Consider the following 18,225-nt stretch of genomic DNA (forward strand, 5'->3'; position numbering starts at 1 on the left):
CGCCACAGAACGGGGATCTCCACCGATGACCGCCGCCACCCACCCCGCGCAGCCGGTTTCCGACGACGACTGGTGGCGCTCCGCGGTCGTCTACCAGGTGTACGTCCGCAGCTTCGCCGACGCGAACGGCGACGGCGTCGGCGACCTCCAGGGCATCCGGCAGCGGCTGCCCTACCTTCGCGACCTCGGCGTGGACGCGCTCTGGCTGACCCCGTTCTACACCTCGCCGCAGATCGACGCCGGCTACGACGTGGCCGACTACCGGGACGTCGACCCGCTCTTCGGCACCCTCGCCGACTTCGACGCCATGATCGCCGACGCGCACACGCTGGGCCTGCGCATCATCGTGGACCTGGTGCCGAACCACACCTCCAGCGCGCACCCGTGGTTCACCGCCGCGCTCGCCGCCGCCCCCGGCTCGCCGGAGCGCGCCCGCTACCTCTTCGCCGACGGCAAGGGCACACACGGCGAGCTGCCCCCGAACGACTGGGAGAGCATCTTCGGCGGCCCCGCCTGGACCCGACTGCCCGACGGCCAGTGGTACCTGCACCTGTTCGACCCGGCCCAGCCGGACCTGAACTGGCGGCACCCGGAGGTGCGGTCCGAGTTCGCCGACGTGCTCCGCTTCTGGCTCGACCGGGGCGTCGACGGGTTCCGGATCGACGTGGCCCACGGCATGATCAAGGCCGACGGGCTGCCGGACGTCGGCTTCAACTCGATGACCACCGGACGGCGTCAGTCGGAGCTGCTCGGCAAGGGCCGGCTGCCCTACTTCGACCAGGACGAGGTGCACGACATCTACCGCGCCTGGCGGCCGATCCTGGACAGCTACCCCGGCGGCCGGATGGCGGTCGCCGAGGCGTGGGCGGAGACCCCGCAGCGGCTGGCCCGCTACATCGGCCCGGACGAGCTGCACCAGGCCTTCAGCTTCGACTTCCTCGACGCCACCTGGTCGGCCGACTCGTTCCGCAAGGTGATCGACACCGCGCTGGCCGAGTCGACAATCGTCGGTGCGCCGACCACCTGGGTACTGTCCAACCACGACCGGCAGCGGCACGTCACCCGGTACGGCGACGGCGAGATCGGCCTGCGCCGGGCCCGTGCCGCCGCCCTGCTGATGCTGGCCCTGCCCGGCTCCACCTACCTCTACCAGGGCGAGGAGCTGGGCCTGCCGGAGGTGCTGGACCTGCCCGACGCGCTGCGCCAGGACCCGGCGTTCCTGCGTACCGGTGAGAGCCGCGACGGCTGTCGGGTGCCGATCCCGTGGAGCGGCGAGCTGGCCCCGTACGGCTTCGGTCCGGAGGGCAGCGCGCTGAGCTGGCTGCCGGCCCCGGCGACCTGGCGTGCCCTCTCGGTGGCCGCCCAGACCGGTACGCCCGGCTCGACGTTGGAGCTGTACCGCGCCGCGCTACGGGTCCGGCACGAGCACCCCGCGCTGGCTGCCACCGCCGCCGAGGTGGTCTGGTTGGAGACCGGGCCCGGCGTGCTGGCGTTCCGCCGGTCCCTGGACGGCACCGCGCTGACCTGCGTGGTCAACCTCAGCGGCGCCCCGGTGCGGGTCGACGGGTACGGCCAGCCGGTGGTGGCCAGCGCTGACCTCACCGCGCAGGACGCCGGACACGTCCTGCCGGTGGACGCCGCCGCGTGGTTCGAACGGCGCTGAGCCGGGTAACCCGCCTTTGACCTGGTCGTCCGTTGTGCCCCGCGCCGACGGGCGACTGGGCTGCCGACCCCTTGTGGTGGGGGGGTGAGGTGGCACCGGTGTCCCGGGGAGCCCGCTTCCCGGGACACCGGTGCTCCACCGGACACCCTCACCGCTCGCGCAGCAGCCCGGCGATCCGCCCGAAGCCCGCCCGCACCTCCGCCTCGGTCGGCGCGGGCAACGGCTCCGGCTGCTCCGCACCGGCGGCAGCCGGCTCCCACTGGTCGTCGACGACGTCGTCGAAGTCGCCGTAGAGGTCGGACGCCTCGATCCGGGCGGCCTCGTCGTCGGCAGCCAGCTGCGCGGCGGCGATCTCGCCCCGGATCTCCTCGGCCGACAGCGCCGGCAGCAACGGCTCGACCACCGCCATCAGCTGTTCCTCGGCCACCACCGCCTCGGCCAGGGCCAGCGCGTGCGGGCGCTCGTACGGGCCGCAGACCACCGGTTCCCACTCCGCCGGGTCGGCGAGCGGGCCGAACGTGATGATCCACGGCAGGTCGAGCATCGGCGAGTCGTCCGGCAGGTCCAGTGTCACGAGTGCGCCCACCGGCTCATCATGGTCGGTCCGGCCGGAGCCCCGGGTGGCATTTGCCCCATTCATCTTTTCCCCGGCTGTCGGCCTTCCGCTTCCACCCCCGGCGTGGCCATCCCCCGCACGGCCCGTGGCCGAGATCGGGGCAGGCACCGCGACCCGGATCGAGGCCGGGCACGGCGGCCGGGATCAGGCCGGGGGCGGGGTGCCCAGGGCGGCGCGGACCAGGGCCAGCGCCCGGTCGGGCGGGACGCCCAGCCGGGCCGCCTCCTCGGCGTAGGAGGTTGCCGCCCGCTGCAACCGGTCCGCCGCGTCGTCCCGCCCCGGGGCGACGAAGCTGCCGTGCCGGCCCCGGGTCTGCACCAGCCCGGCCGACTCCAGCTCGCGGTAGGCGCGGGCCACCGTGTTCACCGCCAGCCCCAGCTCGGCGGCGAACTGCCGGACCGGGGCCAGCCGGGTGCCCACCGCGAGCCGGCCGTCCCCGATCATCGCGGCGAGCTGCCCCCGCACCTGCTCGTACGGGGGCACCGCCGAGTCCGGGTCGATCTCGACCGGCATCAGCCCGCCCCTCCCGGGGTACCCGGATCGGTCTCCTCGTCTACGCCGGCCTCGACGTTGACCTGCCGCATCACCGCCCCCTCGGAGAGGTCGACCACCCGGCCGTGCCGGCTGGTGGCGGCGAGCGCGGCGCCGAAGAGCACCAGTTGGTTGAGCAGGTACAGGTAGAGCAGCACGGCGACCGCGCCGGCGACCACCGCGTACGCCGGGTTCCGTTCGGTCCGCACGATGTAGAACCGCCCGACCGTGTTGAGCAGGGTGATCCCGACCGCGACCAGCAGCACCACCGGCCGCAGTCGCCGCCGGCTCATCCGCAGCCGGGGCACCGCCACCAGCAGCGCCGTCGCCAGCACCGCGTTGACCAGCACGCTGAGCACGGCGCTGACGGTGGTCAGCCCCACCGAGCCGGTGGCCCGCAGCAGGAGCCGCAGCACCGACTCCAGGGCGTCCACGGCCGCCACCGAGATGCCGAGCATGACGAAGACGAGCAGCAGCACGCCCAGGTCCACCAGCCGGCGCACCACCAGGTTGCCCGGTTGCTGGTTGAAGCCGTACATCAGCCGCTGCGACGACCGGATCGCCTCCACCCAGCCGGTCCCGGTGAAGACCAGGATGACCAGGCCGACCACGCCGACCGCGTTGCTGCTCTCGGCGATCTGCTGCGGGTCGAGGAAGGGCAGGTTGTCCCGCAGGAACTGCGCCACCGCGTCGGCGACGTCGTCGTTGTCCTCCAGGATCGCCCCGAAGACCGAGTACGCGACCAGGGCGAGGGCGAAGACCGCGAAGAAGCCGTAGTAGGCGATCGCGGCGGCCAACCGACCGCCGAGCACCTCGCCGTAGAGGTCCACCGCCCGCCAGACGTGGTCGAGTCGGGGCCACCGGTGCCGGGCCACGGTGAACCGGCGGTCGATGCCGGCCGTCCACCGGCCCCACGCGTCCACCACGTCATCCTCGCCGATCTGTCGTCGCCGGGCCGGTCAACCGACCAGCGGCGGGAGGGGTGCCGCCCCACCGGACACCGGCGGGGTGTTGGAAGCGGCCACCGACGGGCGGGTCAGCCGCCGAGCCGGAAGTCCCGGCGCGGCTGCCACCGGGTCTGACCGCTGTGCGAGAAGAGGGTGAACGCCTCCACCTCGAACATCGCCGAGAAGTCGGCGAGATCCTCGTACGCCCGGTCCAGCGCCTCGGGGGCGACGTCCTGGGCCACGGTGACGTGCGGGTGGTACGGGAAGCGCAGCTCCCGGTGCAGGTGCGGAGCGGCGTTGATGGCGGCGGCGAGCAGCTCGCACTCGCTGATCCCGGCCGCCACCGCGACGAAGACCACCTGGGTCACCGGCCGGAACGTGCCGGTGCCCCGCAGGTGCAGGGTGAACGGCAGGTGGGCGGCGGCGACCTCGACCAGGTGCGCCTCGACCGCGCCGAGCGCGGCCACCGGGATCTCGGTCGGGCCGAGCAGGGTCACGTGCGCCGGGACGACCTGCGGGTCGCCTGTCTGCACCCGACGCCGGGTGAGCAGCTCACCCCAGGGCTGCGGGATGTCCACCGCGATCCCGATCTGGATGGTGTCGCCGGCCACCGGCACCCCGTCCCTGCGATCCACGCTTCGCGCCACCCCTCCGGCCATCGTCTCGACCCGTACCGCCGCACCAACCACCGCTACTCGAAGTGGACCGGCGCAAGGAACCCGACCCGCTCGTACGCCGTCCGCAGGGTCGGCACCGTGACCGCACGGGCCTTCTCCGCACCGGCGGCGAGCAGCTTGTCCAGCTGGGCGGGGTCGTCGAGGTAGCTCCGGGTGCGCTCCTGGATCGGGGTGACGAACTCGCGGACCACCTCGCCGAGGTCCTTCTTGAGATCGCCGTAGCCCCGGCCCGCGTACGCGGCCACCAGGTCGTCGATGCTCCGGCCGGAGAGCGCGGAGTAGATGGTCAGCAGGTTGGACACCCCGGGCTTGGTCACCGCGTCGAAGACGATCTCCCGACCGGTGTCGGTGACCGCCGAGCGGATCTTCTTGGCCGAGCGGGCCGGATCTTCCAACAGGTCGATGATGCCGGCCGGCGAGGACGACGACTTCGACATCTTCGCCGTCGGCTCCTGAAGATCGGTGATCTTCGCGGTGTCCTTCACGATGTGCGGGGCGGGCACCGTGAAGGTCGGCCCGAACAGCGAGTTGAACCGCTGGGCCAGGTCGCGGGAGAGCTCCAGGTGCTGCCGCTGGTCCTCGCCGACCGGCACCGCGTCGGCCTGGTAGAGCAGGATGTCGGCGGCCTGGAGGATCGGGTACGTGAACAGGCCGACGCTGGCCCGGTCGTTGCCCTGCTTCTGCGACTTGTCCTTGAACTGGGTCATCCGGCTCGCCTCGCCGAAGCCGGTGATGCAGCCCAGCACCCACGCCAGCTGCGCGTGCTCGGGCACCTGCGACTGGACGAACAGGGCGCTGCGCTCCGGGTCGATACCGACCGCGAAGAGCTGCGCGGCGGCCACCCGGGTGCGCTGCCGGAGCACCGCCGGATCGTGCCCGGCGGTGATCGCGTGCAGGTCGACCACGCAGTAGAACGCCTCGTGGGTGTCCTGCAACGGCACCCAGTGCCGCAACGCGCCCAGGTAGTTGCCGAGATGGAACGAGTCGGCCGTCGGCTGGATGCCGGAGAAGACGCGGGGGCGGGCGGGAGCGTCGGACATGCCGGCAATTCTGTCAGCAACCCCCGGCATACGTCATGACGGGCCGGCGGGTCGGCTCGCCGTCGATCCCGCCGGGGTGGTGACCTCGCGTCCCGCCGGTCCCGTCGGGGTGGTGACCTCGCGTCGCGGCTCCGGCAGGCGGGTGGCGGAGACCGCGACCCGGGCCACCCGACGCCCGTCGAGGGCGAGCACCCGCAACAGCCAACCGTCGGCCGACTCCGGCGGTGGTGGGGCATCCGACGACGTGACGGGAACCTCGTCCCCGGCCATCGGGAGCCGGCCGAGCGCCGCCATCACGTACCCGCCGACCGTCTCGTACGGGCCGGCGGGTAGCGGCACCCCGGTCCGCTCGGCGAAGTCGGCCAGGTTGAGTCGACCGTCCACCACGGCGGGCAGGCCGACGGAGGCCGGTTCGGGCGGGCCGGCGTGTTCGTCATGGATCTCCCCGACCAGTTCCTCGATCAGGTCCTCGCAGGTGACGATGCCGGCGGTGCCGCCGTACTCGTCGACCACCACGGCGAGGTGGTGGCCCTCCCGGCGCATCTCGGTCAGCGCGGCGAGCACCCGCTTGCTGCCGGGTAGCCGCTTCACCTCCCGGCTCAGCCGTCCCACCGTGGTGGCCGGGTCCAGATCCGGGCGGAGCAGCACGTCCCGCAGGTGGATGAAGCCGACCACGTCGTCGTGGGTGCCGTCGACCACCGGATAGCGGGTGTGCGGCTCGACGCGGACCAGCCGTTCGGCCTCGGCGAGGGTCAACCCGGCGGCGAGGAAGACCACCTCGGTGCGGGGCATCATCACCTCGCGGACCAGGCTGGCCCCGGCGACCAGCACCTCGTCGATGATCCGCCGCTCGTCCGGATCGATGACGGTGTTGGCGGCGACCAGGTCGCGCAGCTCGTGCTCGCTGATCCGTTCCCGACCGGCGGCGGGGTTCGCGCCGAGCAGGTCGGTGACCAGCCGGGTGGCACCGTCGGCGGCCCGGACGACCAGCCGGGCGACGCTGCGGGCCACCGGCCCGGGTGCGCGTCGGGGCCGCCCCGGCGCGCGTCTCCGGGGCCCGGGACCACCCGCTTCCCGCATGGAAGTGATGGTAGGGCCGTCGGTCACCGACGGTGGGCAATGTTCGTATCTGTTCAATCATGAACGTTCATGATGGAATAGCGGCGACCCCCGACACACAGCGCGGCGACAGCACCCCGCCGTAAGGTGATCGCGAACGGCCGCAGCGGGCATGGCCAGTCAGGAGGACCGACGTGAAACTGCTCGTCACCGGCGGCGCCGGGTTCATCGGCAGCGTGGTGACCCGGATGCTGCTCGACGCCGGCCACCAGGTGACCGTCCTGGACGACCTGCGCACCGGTCACCGGGAGGCGCTGGCCGCCGAGGCCACCCACGTCGACCTGCCGGTGCACGAGGCCGCCCGGGTGCTCACCCCCGACGCCGGCTACGACGGGGTGCTGCACTTCGCCGCGCTGATCGCCGCCGGTGAGTCGATGGTCCGCCCCGAGCTGTACTGGCACGCCAACACGGTCAGCTCGATCGCGCTGATCGACGCCGTCCGGGCCGCCCGGGTGCCGCGCCTGGTCTTCTCCTCCACCGCCGCCGTCTACGGCAACCCGGTCGAGCTGCCCATCCCGGAGACCGCCGTCAAGGCCCCCACCAACACGTACGGCGCCACCAAGCTCGCCGTCGACCTGGCGCTCACCTCCGAGGCGATCGCGCACGACCTGGCCGCCGTTTCGCTGCGCTACTTCAACGTCGCCGGGGCGTACCTGCGCGACGGCCTCGCCATCGGCGAACGACACGACCCGGAGACCCACCTCATCCCCATCGCGTTGGACGTCGCCGCCGGCCGGCGGGAGAAGCTCCAGCTCTTCGGCGACGACTACCCCACCGTCGACGGCACCTGCGTGCGCGACTACATCCACGTCGAGGACCTGGCCCGCGCGCACCTGCTGGCGCTCACCGCCGCCGTGCCCGGCCGGCACCGCGTCTACAACCTCGGCAACGGCAGCGGCTTCACCAACCGCCAGGTCGTCGACGTGGTCCGCGAGGTCACCGGCCACCCGGTCCCGGTCGAGATCGCGCCCCGCCGCGAGGGTGACCCGGCCGAACTCGTCGCCTCCTCGGCCCTGGCCCGTCAGGAACTGGGCTGGGTGCCCGAGAAGGCGACCCTGACCGACATGGTGGGCGACGCCTGGGCCTTCTACCGCGCGCACATCCTGGAACAGTCGTGACGCCGGCACCGCAGGGGCGGTCCGCCACCGCACCCGCCCAGGGTCGGACCGACGTCGCGGACCGCGCCACCGCCGGCTTCCACTCCGCGTACGACGAACAGCCAACAGGACGCTGGGCAGCGCCCGGACGGGTCAACCTCATCGGCGAGCACACCGACTACAACGACGGATTCGTGCTCCCCTTCGCCCTTCCGCTGCGTACCGTGGTCGCCGCCGCCCCCCGGCCCGGCGAACGCTGGACGGTCTGGTCGGAGATCGCCGACCAGCCGATCGACTTCGGCGCCGCCGAGACCGACGCCCCCGGCCGGGTCACCGGCTGGGGCGGGTACGTCGCCGGGGTGGTCTGGGCCCTACGAGAAGCCGGGTACGCCGTCCCCGGCGCCCGGCTGGCGATCGCCTCGGACGTGCCGCTCGGCTCCGGGCTCTCCTCGTCGGCGGCCCTGGAGGCGGCGGTGCTCACCGCCCTGGCCGACCTGGGCGGGCTGGACCTGCCCACCGAGCGCCGACCCCGGCTCGCCCAGCGCGCCGAGAACGCCTACGTCGGCGCACCGACCGGCATCATGGACCAGTCCGCGGTGATCCGCTGCCACGCCGGGCATGCCCTCTTCCTCGACTGCCGCGACGAGTCCGTCGAACACATCCCGTTCGACCTGGACGCCGCCGGCCTGGCCATCCTGGTGGTCGACAGCCGAGCCCCGCACCGGCACGCCGACGGCGAGTACGCCTCCCGCCGCGCCGCCTGCGAGCGGGCCGCCGACCTGCTCGGGGTGCCCGCGCTGCGCGACGTGCCGGTTACCGGCCTCGACGCCGCCCTGGGTCGGCTGCCCGACGACGAGACCCGACGACGGGTCCGACACGTGGTGACCGAGGACCAGCGGGTGCTCGACACCGTCGAGTTGCTGCGTGCCGGCCGGGTACCCGAGATCGGGCCGCTGCTGACCGCCTCGCACGCCTCCATGCGGGACGACTTCGAGATCACCGTGCCCGAGGTCGACACCGCCGTCGAGGCGGCGCTCGCGGCCGGCGCGCTCGGTGCCCGGATGACCGGCGGCGGCTTCGGCGGCTGCGTCCTCGCCCTGGTCGAGGCGGACCGCTCCGACACCGTGGCGGCCGCCGTCACGGCCGCGTACGCCGAACGCGGCTTCGCCGCCCCCGGCACCCGCACCGTCCTCCCCGCCCCCGGCACCACCCGCCTCCCCTAACCACCCCACTCCCCACCCCACTCCCCGCTCCCCCGACCCCGCCCCCGCTCCCCCGCCCGCCCGACCCCGGTGATCAAGAAGTTTGTGTCATCCGGGAGCCGGCCCCTGACGTAAACCTCTTGATCACCGAGGCATCAGGGGGAGGGAGGGAGGAGGGAGGGAGGGAGGAGGGAGGTGGGGGGTGGGGGTGGGGGGTTAGGCGGTGTCTACGATCATGGCGGCGGCTACGGTGCGGTTGGTGGCCTCGTCGATGATGATGAAGCCGCCGGTGGTGCGGTTGCGGCGGTACTCGTCGGCGAGGAGCGGGATGGTGGTGCGCAGCCGGACCCGGCCGATCTCGTTGAGTCGCAACTCGCCGGCGGTCTCGTCGCGGTGCAGGGTGTTGACGTCGAGGCGGTAGTACAGGCCACGGACGATCGCCCGCGCCGACCGGGTGGTGTGCTTGATCGTGTACTTGCCGCCGATCTGGAGCGGACGGGTCTCGTCCATCCAGCAGACCATCGCCTCGATGTCCTGGGAGACGGTAGGGGCGTTGTTCGGTCGGCAGATCATGTCGCCCCGGGAGATGTCGATCTCGTCATCGAGGCGGACGGTGACCGACATCGGGGGGAAAGCCTCGTCGACCGGGCCGTCTGCGGTCTCGACCGCGCTGATCCGGCTGGTGAAGCCGGACGGCAGCACCATCACCTCGTCGCCGGGCTTGAGCACGCCGGAGGCGACCTGACCGGCGTAGCCCCGGTAGTCGGTGACGGTGGTCGACTGCGGGCGGATGACGTACTGCACCGGGAACCGCACGTCGACCAGGTTCCGGTCCGAGGCGATGTGCACCCGCTCCAGGTGGTGCAGCAGCGACGGTCCCTCGTACCACGGCATGTTCTCCGACCGGGTGACGATGTTGTCGCCGCGCAGCGCCGAGATCGGCACCACCGTCAGATCCGGCGCGTCGAGCTTCGCCGCGAACGCGGTGAACTCGTCGGCGATCTGCTCGAAGACCTCCTGGGAGAAGTCGACCAGGTCCATCTTGTTGACGCACAACACCAGGTGCGGCACCCGCAGCAACGAGCACAGGAACGCGTGCCGCCGCGACTGCTCCACCAGGCCCTTGCGGGCGTCCACCAGGATCAACGCCAGATCCGCCGTGGACGCGCCGGTGACCATGTTCCGGGTGTACTGGGTGTGCCCGGGGGTGTCGGCGATGATGAACTTCCGCCGTGGCGTGGCGAAGTACCGGTACGCCACATCGATGGTGATGCCCTGCTCCCGCTCCGCCCGCAGGCCGTCGGTCAGCAGCGCCAGGTTGGTGTACTCGTCACCCCGGGCCGCGCTGACCGCCTCCACCGCGGCGAACTGGTCGGTGAACAACGACTTCGTGTCGTACAGCAGCCGACCGATCAGGGTCGACTTACCGTCGTCCACACTCCCGGCGGTGGCGAACCGCAGCAGATCCATCGGCCGGGCCTCGACCTCGGGCGACACCGTCTCGGTGCTCATCAGAAGTAGCCCTCTCGCTTGCGGTCCTCCATGGCGGCCTCGCTGACCCGGTCGTCGCCCCGGGTCGCGCCCCGCTCGGTGATCCGCGTCGCGGCCACCTCCTCGATCACCTTCTCCACCGTGTCCGCATCCGAGCGCACCGCCGCCGTGCACGAGGCGTCCCCCACCGTGCGGTACCGCACCCGGGCCTTGAACCGCTGCTCACCCGCCCGTGGGCGGAAGAACTCGTTGACCGCGTAGAACATGCCGTCGCGCTCGATCACCTCACGGTCGTGCGCGAAGTAGATCGACGGCAGCGGGATCGCCTCCCGGGCGATGTAGTGCCACACGTCCAGCTCGGTCCAGTTCGACAGCGGGAACACCCGGATCGACTCACCCGGATGACGTCGGCCGTTGTACAGCGACCACAGCTCCGGCCGCTGGTTCTTCGGATCCCACTGCCCGAACTCGTCGCGGAAGCTGAACACCCGCTCCTTGGCCCGCGCCTTCTCCTCGTCCCGCCGCGCCCCACCGAACAACGCGTCGAACCGGTGCTTCTCCACCGCGTCCAACAACACCGGCGTCTGGATACGGTTGCGCATCCCGTCGGCCGACTCGCGGACCATCCCGGCGGCCAGGGCATCGGGCACGCTCGCCACGATCAGGTGCAGGCCCAGCTCGGTGACCCGCTGGTCGCGGTACTCGAGCACCTCGGGGAAGTTGTGCCCGGTGTCGACGTGCATCACCGGGAACGGGATGTTGGCCGGGGCGAACGCCTTCTGCGCCAACCGGAGCATCACGATGGAGTCCTTGCCGCCGGAGAAGAGCAACACCGGCCGCTCCATCTCGGCGACCACCTCACGCATCACGAAGATGCTCTCCGCCTCGAGCGCGTCGAGGTGGGAGACCTGGTAGAAGCGGGCGGGGGCGGTCATGCCACGGGCTCGATCGGCACGGATCCGTTCATGGATTCCAGACCTTTCCGGTCGGATAAATCAAAAACAGCGCTCAGGCTACCCGGAATGCCTCTGCAACGCTGCAAGCAACCGGCTGGCGAGATCCTTACGGCAGACCAGCAGGTCCGGCAGGCGCGGATCCGCCTCGTTGTATCTCAGCGCAGAACCGTCGATTCGGGAAGCGTGCAGGCCGGTGGCCGTCGCCACAGCGATCGGGGCCGCCGAGTCCCACTCGTACTGGCCGCCCGCGTGGATGTAGGCGTCCACGTCACCGGTCACCACCGCGGCGATCTTCGCCCCGGCCGAGCCCATCGGCACCAGCTGGGCGCCCACGTCCTCGGCCAGGCCGGTGAGGAAGGCCGGCGGCCGGCTCCGACTCGCCGCCAACCGCAGCGTACGGACACCCGAGGTGGCCGCCTCCACCGTCATCGGCGGGTACGCCGGCGGATAGTCCGTGCCCAGCACCCGGTGCTGCGCCGGCAGACCCACCGCGCCCGCCACCAGCCCGTGCGGCGACGGCGCGTTGCGCGCCCAGAGCGCCACGTGCACCGCCCAGTCCGACCGCCCCTCCTCGGAGAACTCCCGGGTGCCGTCCAACGGGTCGATGATCCACACCCGGTCGGCGGTCAGCCGGGAGACCCCGCTGGCGGTGTCCACCAGCCGCGACCCCTCGTCCTCCTCGGAGAGGACGGCGTCACCGGGTCGCCACTTCGCCAACTCGCTGCGGATCAGGTCGTGCGAGATCTTGTCCCCGGCCGACTTCAACGCCCCGGCGTCCGCGAACCCCAGCTCGGCGCGAAGCTCCATCAGGGCCTGCCCGGCCCGGTCCGCCAGCCATCGGGCGAACGCGCCGTCGATCATCGGAGGACTGCCCACGAACTCGCTCCCGTCGCCTCACCACGGCCCCGGCGCGGGATCGCGCCACGTCAGAAGGCGCAGACTACCGGCACCCCCACCCCGCTTCGAGTACGCCCCCGCGACTCAGGCCCCGTGATACGCGTTCTGGGTCGGCTCGACACCCTTGGTGACCACCGACTCCACCACATCGGCGGCCCGATCCACCAGGAACTCCAACTCCTTGCGTTCCGCCGTGGCGAAATCCGACAGCACGTAGTCCGCCGGGTCCTGCCGCCCCGGCGGCCGACCGATGCCGAACCGCACCCGGACGTACTCCTTCGTCCCCAACGACTGCGACATCGAACGCAGGCCGTTGTGTCCGCCCTCGCCGCCGCCCAGCTTCACCCGCAGCTGACCGTACGGAATATCCAACTCGTCGTGGACCGCGACCACCCGATCGGCCGGGATCTTGTGGAACTGCGCCAGCGCGGCCACCGGCCCACCGGACAGGTTCATGTACGTCTGCGGCTTGAGCAGCACCAGCTTCGGCCCACCGAAGCCGATCCGCCCCTCCGCGACGTCCGCCACCACCCGCTTGTACCGGCCGAACCGCGCGCCCAACCGGACGGCGAGCAACTCGACGACCATGAAACCGACGTTGTGCCGGTTCCCGGCGTACTCCCGCCCCGGGTTGCCCAGGCCGACCACCAGCCACGGTCCCGTCTCGTCTGTCACGTCCCGTACCTCCCGCTCCGTCTCCGCGCCGCCGGTGCCCCGATACGCCGACAGGCGCCCCCGCGACGGGAGCGCCTGCCGTGAACGATGCGACCGATCAGGCCTCGGTCTTCGCCTCGGTGTTCTCGGCGCCCTCGGCGGCCGGAGCCTCGACGGCCTCCTCGCCCTCGGCAGCCTCCTCGGCCTCCGCCTCCGGGGTCTCGATCTCCGGCAGCGTCGCCTCGAACTGCTCGGCGGTCGGGGCGGCGGTCACCGAGGCGACCGTCTGGTCCGCGTCGGCGGCCAACTCGACGCCGGTGGGCAGCTCGACGTCGGCGGCGGTGACCTGGCTGCCGGCCTCCAGGCCCTCGATCGACGCCTCCAGGTGGTCCGGCACCTTGGTGGCGTCGGCGGTCACCGAGAGGGTGTCGTGGTCGTGCACGATCAGGGTGTCCCGCGCGGCCTCACCGGTCAGCTGGACCGGAACCTCGACGGTGACCTTCTCACCCCGACGGACCAGCAGCAGGTCCACGTGCTCGAAGCTGTCCCGGATCGGGTCACGCTGGATCGCCTTCGGCAGCGCCAGCACCTGGGTGCCGTCACTGACCTCGATCGCGAAGAGCTGGTTGGCGCCGCCCTTGCGGATCGCGGCGGCGAACTCGCGCGCCGGCAGCGCGATGTGCTTGGGCTTCTCGCCGTGGCCGTACAGCACAGCGGGCACCTTGCCGGCTCGGCGGGTACGACGGGCACCACCCTTGCCGAACTCCGTACGGGGCTCGGCGCTGATCTTTACCTCGGACACGGGGAAACTCCTGATGCTAACGCTACGGCGGCTTGTCGTCTGGCGGTGCTGGGGCGAGGGGCTCGCTTGGGGCTCATGCGTCATGAACGACTGCCCGGAGCACCGCGTCGATGACGGTGCCTCCGTGCGGCGCTCTATCAGCGGCCCGCCGGGCACCCTCGCCGTGGCAACCGCACCAGTCTACCCGAGGTCTTTCCGCGCTTTCCGGCAGTCCCCCAGTCAGGAGTTCAGCTCAGGCCGCCGAAGAGGGTGGTCACCGACCCGTCGTCGAAGACCTCCCGGATCGCCCGCGCCAACAGCGGCGCGATCGACAGCACGGTGAGCTTGTCCAGTTGCTTCTCCGGCGGCAGCGGCAGCGTGTTGGTGACCACGACCTCGGTGATCGGGCTGTTCTTCAACCGCTCGGTCGCCGGGTCGGACAGCAGGGCGTGGGTGGAGGCCACCACGATCTCCGCCGCGCCGGACTCCTTGAGGATGTCCGCCGCCTTGCTGATCGTCCCACCGGTGTCGATCATGTCGTCGACGATCAGACAGACCCGTCCCTCGACCTCGCCGACCACCCGGTTCGCCACCACCTGGTTCGGCTTCAACGGATCCCGGGTCTTGTGGATGAAGGCCAACGGGCAGCCGCCGAGCCGGTCCGTCCACCGCTCCGCCACCCGCACCCGGCCCGAGTCCGGTGCCACCACGGTCATCGGGCGGCCGGCGAACTTGTGCTCCACGTACTCGGCGAGGATGTCCATCGCGAACAGGTGATCCACCGGGCCGTCGAAGAAGCCCTGGATCTGCGCGGTGTGCAGGTCGACGGTGAGGATCCGGTTCGCCCCGGCTGTCTTGAGCAGGTCGGCCACCAGCCGGGCCGAGATCGGCTCCCGACCCCGGTGCTTCTTGTCCTGCCGGGAGTACGGGTAGAACGGCAGGACCACGGTGATCCGCTTCGCCGAGCCACGCTTCAACGCGTCGATCATGATCAGGGTCTCCATGACCCAGGTGTTGACCCCGTGCGTGACGGACTGCACCACGAAGGCGTCCGAACCACGCACCGAGTCCCGGAACCGTACGAAGATCTCGCCGTTGGCGAACTCGTACGCGTCGGAAGGGGTCGGCGCTACACCGAGCACCTCACCGATCTCCTTGGCCAACTCCGGAAAGCCACGTCCGGAAAAGAGCATCAGGCTCTTGCGATTTTCGGCGACGATGCTGCCCATGGGCCCGTCTGCTCCTGTTGGTCGGTGGTGCCCGGCGGCGGTGGGCCGGGGCTATTCGGTTGCAGTATCCCCCGACCCCGACGACCCTCACACCGTCTCGGCACCCCGGTGGATTGCCTCACCTTCGCTTGCCGACGGCGACCCGCCCGACGCACCCTCGTCAGCCGTCCGGGCCCGCTCGGCGGCCTGCGCGGAGACCGTGCCCGGCCGGTTGCGCAGCACCCAGCCCTCGATGTTGCGCTGCGGCGCCCGGGTCACCCCCAACGCCCCCGGCGGCACGTCCTGGCTGAGCGCGCTGCCCGCCGCCACGTACGCCCCCGCACCCACCTCGACCGGCGCGATCAGGTTGGTGTCACAGCCGACGAACGCGCCCTCACCGACCACCGTGCGGTGCTTGTTCACCCCGTCGTAGTTCACGAAGATCGTGGCCGCGCCGATGTTCGCCTTCGCCCCGATCGTCGCGTCCCCCACGTACGACAGGTGTGGCACCTTCGCGCCCGGCCCGACCTCCGAGTTCTTCACCTCGACGAAGGTGCCCACCTTCGCCCTCTCGGCCAGCCGCGCCGCCGGCCGCAGGTAGGCGTACGGGCCGACACTCGCCCCCGGGCCCACCTCCGCGCCCACCGCGTGACTGCGCAACACGGTCGCCGCCGGACCCACCACCGTGTCGACAAGCGTCACGTCCGGCCCCACCACCGCCTCGGCGCCCACCACCGTGGCACCTCGCAGCTGGGTGTTCTGGTCGAGCACCGCGTCCCGCTCGACGGTGACGGTCACGTCGATCCAGGTCGTCGCCGGGTCCAGGATCGTCACCCCGGTCCGCATCCACGCCTCGTTGACCCGGTCCCGCAGCATCCGGCGCAGCCCGGCCAGCTCCACCCGGTCGTTGCAGCCCAGCGTCTCGACGTGGTCGGCGGCCACGTGCACGCCGACCGGCTCCCCGGCCGAGAAGAGCAGCCCGAAGACGTCGGTGAGGTACTCCTCGCCCTGGTCGTTGTCCGCGGAGAGCTTGCCCAGCGCGGCCCGCAGCCGGGGGACGTCGAAGGCGTAGATGCCGGCGTTGATCTCCCGCAGCGCCCGTTGGGCCGGGGTCGCGTCACGCTCCTCGACGATCTGCTCCAGCCGGCCGGCGGCGTCCCGGACGATCCGCCCCAGGCCGGTCGGGTCGGGCACCTCGGCGGCGAGCACGGTGGCCGCCGCGCCCTCACCCTCGTGTGCCGCGACCAGCGCGTCCACCGTCTCGGCCCGCAGCAGCGGCACGTCCCCGTTGATCACCACGACGGTGCCGGTGGCCTCCGGCACGGCATCCAGCGCGATCCGCACGGCGTGCCCGGTGCCGAGCTGCTCGGCCTGCAGGACCGGGGTGGCGTCCGGGGCGATCCCGGTCAGGTGGGCACGCACCTGCTCGGCACCGTGCCCGACCACCACCACGGTGCGGTCCGCGCCGAGCGGCCCGGCCGCGGCCAGCACGTGACCGAGCAGCGTACGGCCGAGCAACGGGTGCAGCACCTTGGGCAGCGCCGACTTCATCCGCTTGCCCTCCCCGGCGGCGAGCACGACGACGGTACGGCGGTGGGGCTGGGACACGGGTGGGCTCCCGTCGGGGAAGGCGACAGTCTCGCCGCCATGCTAACCAGACCGTGGGGACTTCTCGCCCTTTACCCCGATCGGGGAGAGATGGAACGGACGGCTCGGCCGCCAGGGTTCGAACCTGAAACACGGGTACCAAAGACCCGGGTGTTGCCAATTACACCACGGCCGAATGTGACGCAAGACAGCTTAGCGCCTCCGCCGGACGGTCCCCACCCCTACGTGATCTCCTCGGTGAACCCCGCCACGATGCCCTCGATCCTCCAGTACAACTCCCTGCTCCTCGGCACGTCGATCACCAGACAGCCTCGGTAGTCCTCCCCGGTGTGGTGCCTGGTCGTCGGATGGTGACGTTTGAGGGTGGCCCGCCGGAACCGGTCCGGAGGCAGCTCGAGGGTCTCGGCCCACCAGTGCTCGGCCGCCGTGGCATCGGCCGACTCGTGAATGCTCACCCGGTAGGTGGGCACACTCCGGGCGACGCCGCAGGCGGCGAGGAAGCGGAGGAACAGTCGCAGCAGCCCCGCGTCGGTGTTGACGAACTGCACATGGTCATGGCGTCGCCAGGGTTTGGACTTCGTGCCTTCGCATGTTTCACCCAGAGATAGGCGGTCGACTTCGCCACCCCGAGCCGGGTGGCGATGTCGTTGACCGAGCAGCCCTCGCCCCGCAGCGCCACCGCCGCCGCGCGCAGCCCGTCCTTGGCGGTAGGCCGCCGGGTCCACGCCGGGGGCGGGACGCCGCGCAGCAGCGCGTACACCCGGTTGCGGCCGAGGCCGGTGCGGGCCTGGATCTGCCGGACGGAGAGACCTTCCTCGGCACGCAGCCGGCGCACCTCGGCGGCCGTCGGATCGGTCATGACCGGCAGGTTAGGACACCCGTATGACACCGGTCGGCAGGCGGGTGCGGGAACCGTACGGCGCCGAACCCGGCGGTGCCCGGGTGGATCACCTGGCAGGATGGCCGGGTGACCGAGACAGACGGGCACGACCGGAGCATTCCACGACAGGGCGTCACCGAGCGCCGGCGAGGTGACGAGATGGCGCAGCCCTCGGGCGGGAAGGACACCGGTCCGCGGCAGCGGGCGGTGCCGGCGACAGGCGGGAAACCGACGTCCCGGGTACGGATGTCGGCCGCGCAGCGGCGCGAGCAGCTGATCGCGATCGGTCGGCAGGTCTTCGCCGAGAAGGGGTTCGACGCGACCTCGATCGAGGAGGTGGCGGCGCGGGCGCGGGTCTCCAAGCCGGTGGTCTACGAGCACTTCGGCGGCAAGGAGGGCCTGTACGCGGTGGTCGTCGACCGCGAGGTGCGGGCCCTGCTGGACCGGATCACCACGGCGTTGACCGCCGGTCATCCCCGGGAGTTGCTGGAGCAGGCGGCGCTGGCCCTGCTGGGCTACATCGAGGAGGAGACCAGCGGGTTCCGGGTGCTGGTGCGGGAGTCGCCGTTGATGTCGGCGACGGGCAACTTCAGCAGCGTGATGAACGACGTGGGGCACCAGGTGGAGCACATCCTGGGTGCCGAGTTCTCCAGCCGGGGCTACGACCCCAAGCTGGCCGAGCTGTACTCGCAGGCGCTGGTGGGGATGGTGGCGTTGACCGGCCGCTGGTGGTTGGAGGTCCGCAAGCCGGGCAAGGAGACGGTGGCGGCGCACCTGGTGAACCTGGCCTGGAACGGGTTGTCCCACCTGGAGGCCAAGCCGGGGTTGATCACCGTCCGCAAGCGCACCTGAGCGGCG

19 protein-coding genes and 1 tRNA gene are annotated in these 18,225 nt (G+C 71.7%); 4 read left to right on the plus strand and 16 right to left on the minus strand.

Annotation, left to right across the window (positions count from 1 at the left end):
• The first annotated feature begins 25 nt into the window (after positions 1-25).
• On the plus strand, positions 26-1,663 hold the full coding sequence (locus ACIG87_RS18455; protein ID WP_396851753.1) for a glycoside hydrolase family 13 protein: 1,638 nt from the start codon (positions 26-28) through the stop codon (positions 1,661-1,663).
• 148 nt (positions 1,664-1,811) lie between these two features.
• Here ACIG87_RS18455 and ACIG87_RS18460 read toward each other — a convergent pair whose 3' ends face one another.
• The 6 genes from ACIG87_RS18460 to ACIG87_RS18485 form a co-directional block, all read right to left on the minus strand.
• A complete protein-coding gene (locus tag ACIG87_RS18460; protein ID WP_396851755.1) occupies positions 1,812-2,249 on the minus strand; it encodes a hypothetical protein in 438 nt (145 codons plus the stop codon).
• A gap of 174 nt (positions 2,250-2,423) precedes the next feature.
• Positions 2,424-2,792 (minus strand): GntR family transcriptional regulator, encoded by a 369-nt coding sequence (locus tag ACIG87_RS18465; protein ID WP_396851756.1) that lies wholly within the window; start codon positions 2,790-2,792, stop codon positions 2,424-2,426.
• The gene (locus ACIG87_RS18470; protein ID WP_396851834.1) at positions 2,792-3,703 is read right to left on the minus strand and encodes a YhjD/YihY/BrkB family envelope integrity protein; all 912 of its coding nucleotides are present in this window, start codon (positions 3,701-3,703) and stop codon (positions 2,792-2,794) included. The genes ACIG87_RS18465 and ACIG87_RS18470 overlap by 1 nt, the downstream gene beginning before the upstream one ends.
• 143 nt (positions 3,704-3,846) lie before the next feature.
• A complete protein-coding gene (locus ACIG87_RS18475) occupies positions 3,847-4,416 on the minus strand; it encodes a 2'-5' RNA ligase family protein (protein ID WP_396851835.1) in 570 nt (189 codons plus the stop codon).
• Positions 4,417-4,448: 32 nt separating this feature from the next.
• Positions 4,449-5,474, minus strand: a complete 1,026-nt coding sequence (gene trpS, locus ACIG87_RS18480) for a tryptophan--tRNA ligase (protein ID WP_396851758.1) — start codon at positions 5,472-5,474, stop codon at positions 4,449-4,451.
• Between the two features lie 33 nt (positions 5,475-5,507).
• Positions 5,508-6,554 carry a hemolysin family protein gene (locus tag ACIG87_RS18485; protein ID WP_396851759.1) on the minus strand — a complete coding sequence of 349 codons (1,047 nt, stop codon included), beginning with the start codon at positions 6,552-6,554 and terminating at the stop codon, positions 5,508-5,510.
• Between the two features lie 227 nt (positions 6,555-6,781).
• Between ACIG87_RS18485 and galE the strand changes: the two genes are divergently transcribed.
• Complete coding sequence (gene galE, locus ACIG87_RS18490; RefSeq protein WP_396851837.1) at positions 6,782-7,711, plus strand: UDP-glucose 4-epimerase GalE; 930 nt, start codon at positions 6,782-6,784, stop codon at positions 7,709-7,711.
• Positions 7,708-8,913: a galactokinase gene (gene galK / locus ACIG87_RS18495; RefSeq protein WP_396851760.1), complete on the plus strand. Its 1,206-nt coding sequence runs from the start codon at positions 7,708-7,710 to the stop codon at positions 8,911-8,913. Before galE ends, galK begins: the two co-directional genes overlap by 4 nt.
• A 195-nt stretch (positions 8,914-9,108) precedes the next feature.
• Here the strand turns inward: galK and ACIG87_RS18500 are convergent, their stop codons facing one another.
• The 10 genes from ACIG87_RS18500 to ACIG87_RS18545 form a co-directional block, all read right to left on the minus strand.
• Positions 9,109-10,404 carry a sulfate adenylyltransferase subunit 1 gene (locus ACIG87_RS18500; protein WP_396851762.1) on the minus strand — a complete coding sequence of 432 codons (1,296 nt, stop codon included), beginning with the start codon at positions 10,402-10,404 and terminating at the stop codon, positions 9,109-9,111.
• On the minus strand, positions 10,404-11,318 hold the full coding sequence (gene cysD / locus ACIG87_RS18505; RefSeq protein WP_396851763.1) for a sulfate adenylyltransferase subunit CysD: 915 nt from the start codon (positions 11,316-11,318) through the stop codon (positions 10,404-10,406). Before cysD ends, ACIG87_RS18500 begins: the two co-directional genes overlap by 1 nt.
• Positions 11,319-11,396: 78 nt before the next feature.
• The gene (locus ACIG87_RS18510; RefSeq protein WP_396851838.1) at positions 11,397-12,200 is read right to left on the minus strand and encodes a 3'(2'),5'-bisphosphate nucleotidase CysQ; all 804 of its coding nucleotides are present in this window, start codon (positions 12,198-12,200) and stop codon (positions 11,397-11,399) included.
• Positions 12,201-12,320: 120 nt separating this feature from the next.
• Positions 12,321-12,911 (minus strand): aminoacyl-tRNA hydrolase, encoded by a 591-nt coding sequence (pth, locus tag ACIG87_RS18515; protein WP_396851764.1) that lies wholly within the window; start codon positions 12,909-12,911, stop codon positions 12,321-12,323.
• 97 nt (positions 12,912-13,008) lie between these two features.
• Positions 13,009-13,692 carry a 50S ribosomal protein L25/general stress protein Ctc gene (locus ACIG87_RS18520; RefSeq protein ID WP_396851766.1) on the minus strand — a complete coding sequence of 228 codons (684 nt, stop codon included), beginning with the start codon at positions 13,690-13,692 and terminating at the stop codon, positions 13,009-13,011.
• Positions 13,693-13,919: 227 nt separating this feature from the next.
• Positions 13,920-14,900: a ribose-phosphate diphosphokinase gene (locus ACIG87_RS18525; RefSeq protein WP_396851768.1), complete on the minus strand. Its 981-nt coding sequence runs from the start codon at positions 14,898-14,900 to the stop codon at positions 13,920-13,922.
• An 87-nt stretch (positions 14,901-14,987) separates the two neighbouring features.
• A complete protein-coding gene (gene glmU, locus ACIG87_RS18530) occupies positions 14,988-16,487 on the minus strand; it encodes a bifunctional UDP-N-acetylglucosamine diphosphorylase/glucosamine-1-phosphate N-acetyltransferase GlmU (protein WP_396851769.1) in 1,500 nt (499 codons plus the stop codon).
• 103 nt (positions 16,488-16,590) lie between these two features.
• A tRNA-Gln gene (locus ACIG87_RS18535) sits at positions 16,591-16,662 on the minus strand.
• A 46-nt stretch (positions 16,663-16,708) separates the two neighbouring features.
• Positions 16,709-16,942, minus strand: a complete 234-nt coding sequence (locus tag ACIG87_RS18540) for a hypothetical protein (protein ID WP_396851771.1) — start codon at positions 16,940-16,942, stop codon at positions 16,709-16,711.
• Positions 16,939-17,346, minus strand: coding sequence for a helix-turn-helix domain-containing protein (locus ACIG87_RS18545; RefSeq protein WP_396851772.1), 408 nt, complete (start codon positions 17,344-17,346; stop codon positions 16,939-16,941). Before ACIG87_RS18545 ends, ACIG87_RS18540 begins: the two co-directional genes overlap by 4 nt.
• 180 nt (positions 17,347-17,526) lie before the next feature.
• On the opposite strand from ACIG87_RS18545, the gene ACIG87_RS18550 reads away from it, so the two are divergent.
• On the plus strand, positions 17,527-18,219 hold the full coding sequence (locus tag ACIG87_RS18550; protein ID WP_396851839.1) for a TetR family transcriptional regulator: 693 nt from the start codon (positions 17,527-17,529) through the stop codon (positions 18,217-18,219).
• Positions 18,220-18,225: the final 6 nt, after the last annotated feature.

This window comes from Micromonospora sp. NPDC051925 (genome assembly GCF_044548625.1).
Classification (GTDB): Bacteria; Actinomycetota; Actinomycetes; order Mycobacteriales; family Micromonosporaceae; genus Micromonospora.

Excerpts from the sequence above, each read along its gene's own strand:
- ACIG87_RS18550 (WP_396851839.1), top strand. The coding sequence starts at position 17,527 with ATGGCGCAGCCCTCGGGCGGGAAGGACACCGGTCCGCGGCAGCGGGCG.
- ACIG87_RS18475 (WP_396851835.1), bottom strand. The coding sequence starts at position 4,416 with ATGGCCGGAGGGGTGGCGCGAAGCGTGGATCGCAGGGACGGGGTGCCG.
- ACIG87_RS18500 (WP_396851762.1), bottom strand. The coding sequence starts at position 10,404 with ATGAGCACCGAGACGGTGTCGCCCGAGGTCGAGGCCCGGCCGATGGAT.
- galE (WP_396851837.1), top strand. The coding sequence starts at position 6,782 with ATGCTGCTCGACGCCGGCCACCAGGTGACCGTCCTGGACGACCTGCGC.
- cysD (WP_396851763.1), bottom strand. The coding sequence starts at position 11,318 with ATGACCGCCCCCGCCCGCTTCTACCAGGTCTCCCACCTCGACGCGCTC.
- ACIG87_RS18465 (WP_396851756.1), bottom strand. The coding sequence starts at position 2,792 with ATGCCGGTCGAGATCGACCCGGACTCGGCGGTGCCCCCGTACGAGCAG.
- ACIG87_RS18510 (WP_396851838.1), bottom strand. The coding sequence starts at position 12,200 with ATGATCGACGGCGCGTTCGCCCGATGGCTGGCGGACCGGGCCGGGCAG.
- trpS (WP_396851758.1), bottom strand. The coding sequence starts at position 5,474 with ATGTCCGACGCTCCCGCCCGCCCCCGCGTCTTCTCCGGCATCCAGCCG.
- ACIG87_RS18485 (WP_396851759.1), bottom strand. The coding sequence starts at position 6,554 with ATGCGGGAAGCGGGTGGTCCCGGGCCCCGGAGACGCGCGCCGGGGCGG.
- ACIG87_RS18455 (WP_396851753.1), top strand. The coding sequence starts at position 26 with ATGACCGCCGCCACCCACCCCGCGCAGCCGGTTTCCGACGACGACTGG.
- ACIG87_RS18545 (WP_396851772.1), bottom strand. The coding sequence starts at position 17,346 with ATGACCGATCCGACGGCCGCCGAGGTGCGCCGGCTGCGTGCCGAGGAA.
- ACIG87_RS18525 (WP_396851768.1), bottom strand. The coding sequence starts at position 14,900 with ATGGGCAGCATCGTCGCCGAAAATCGCAAGAGCCTGATGCTCTTTTCC.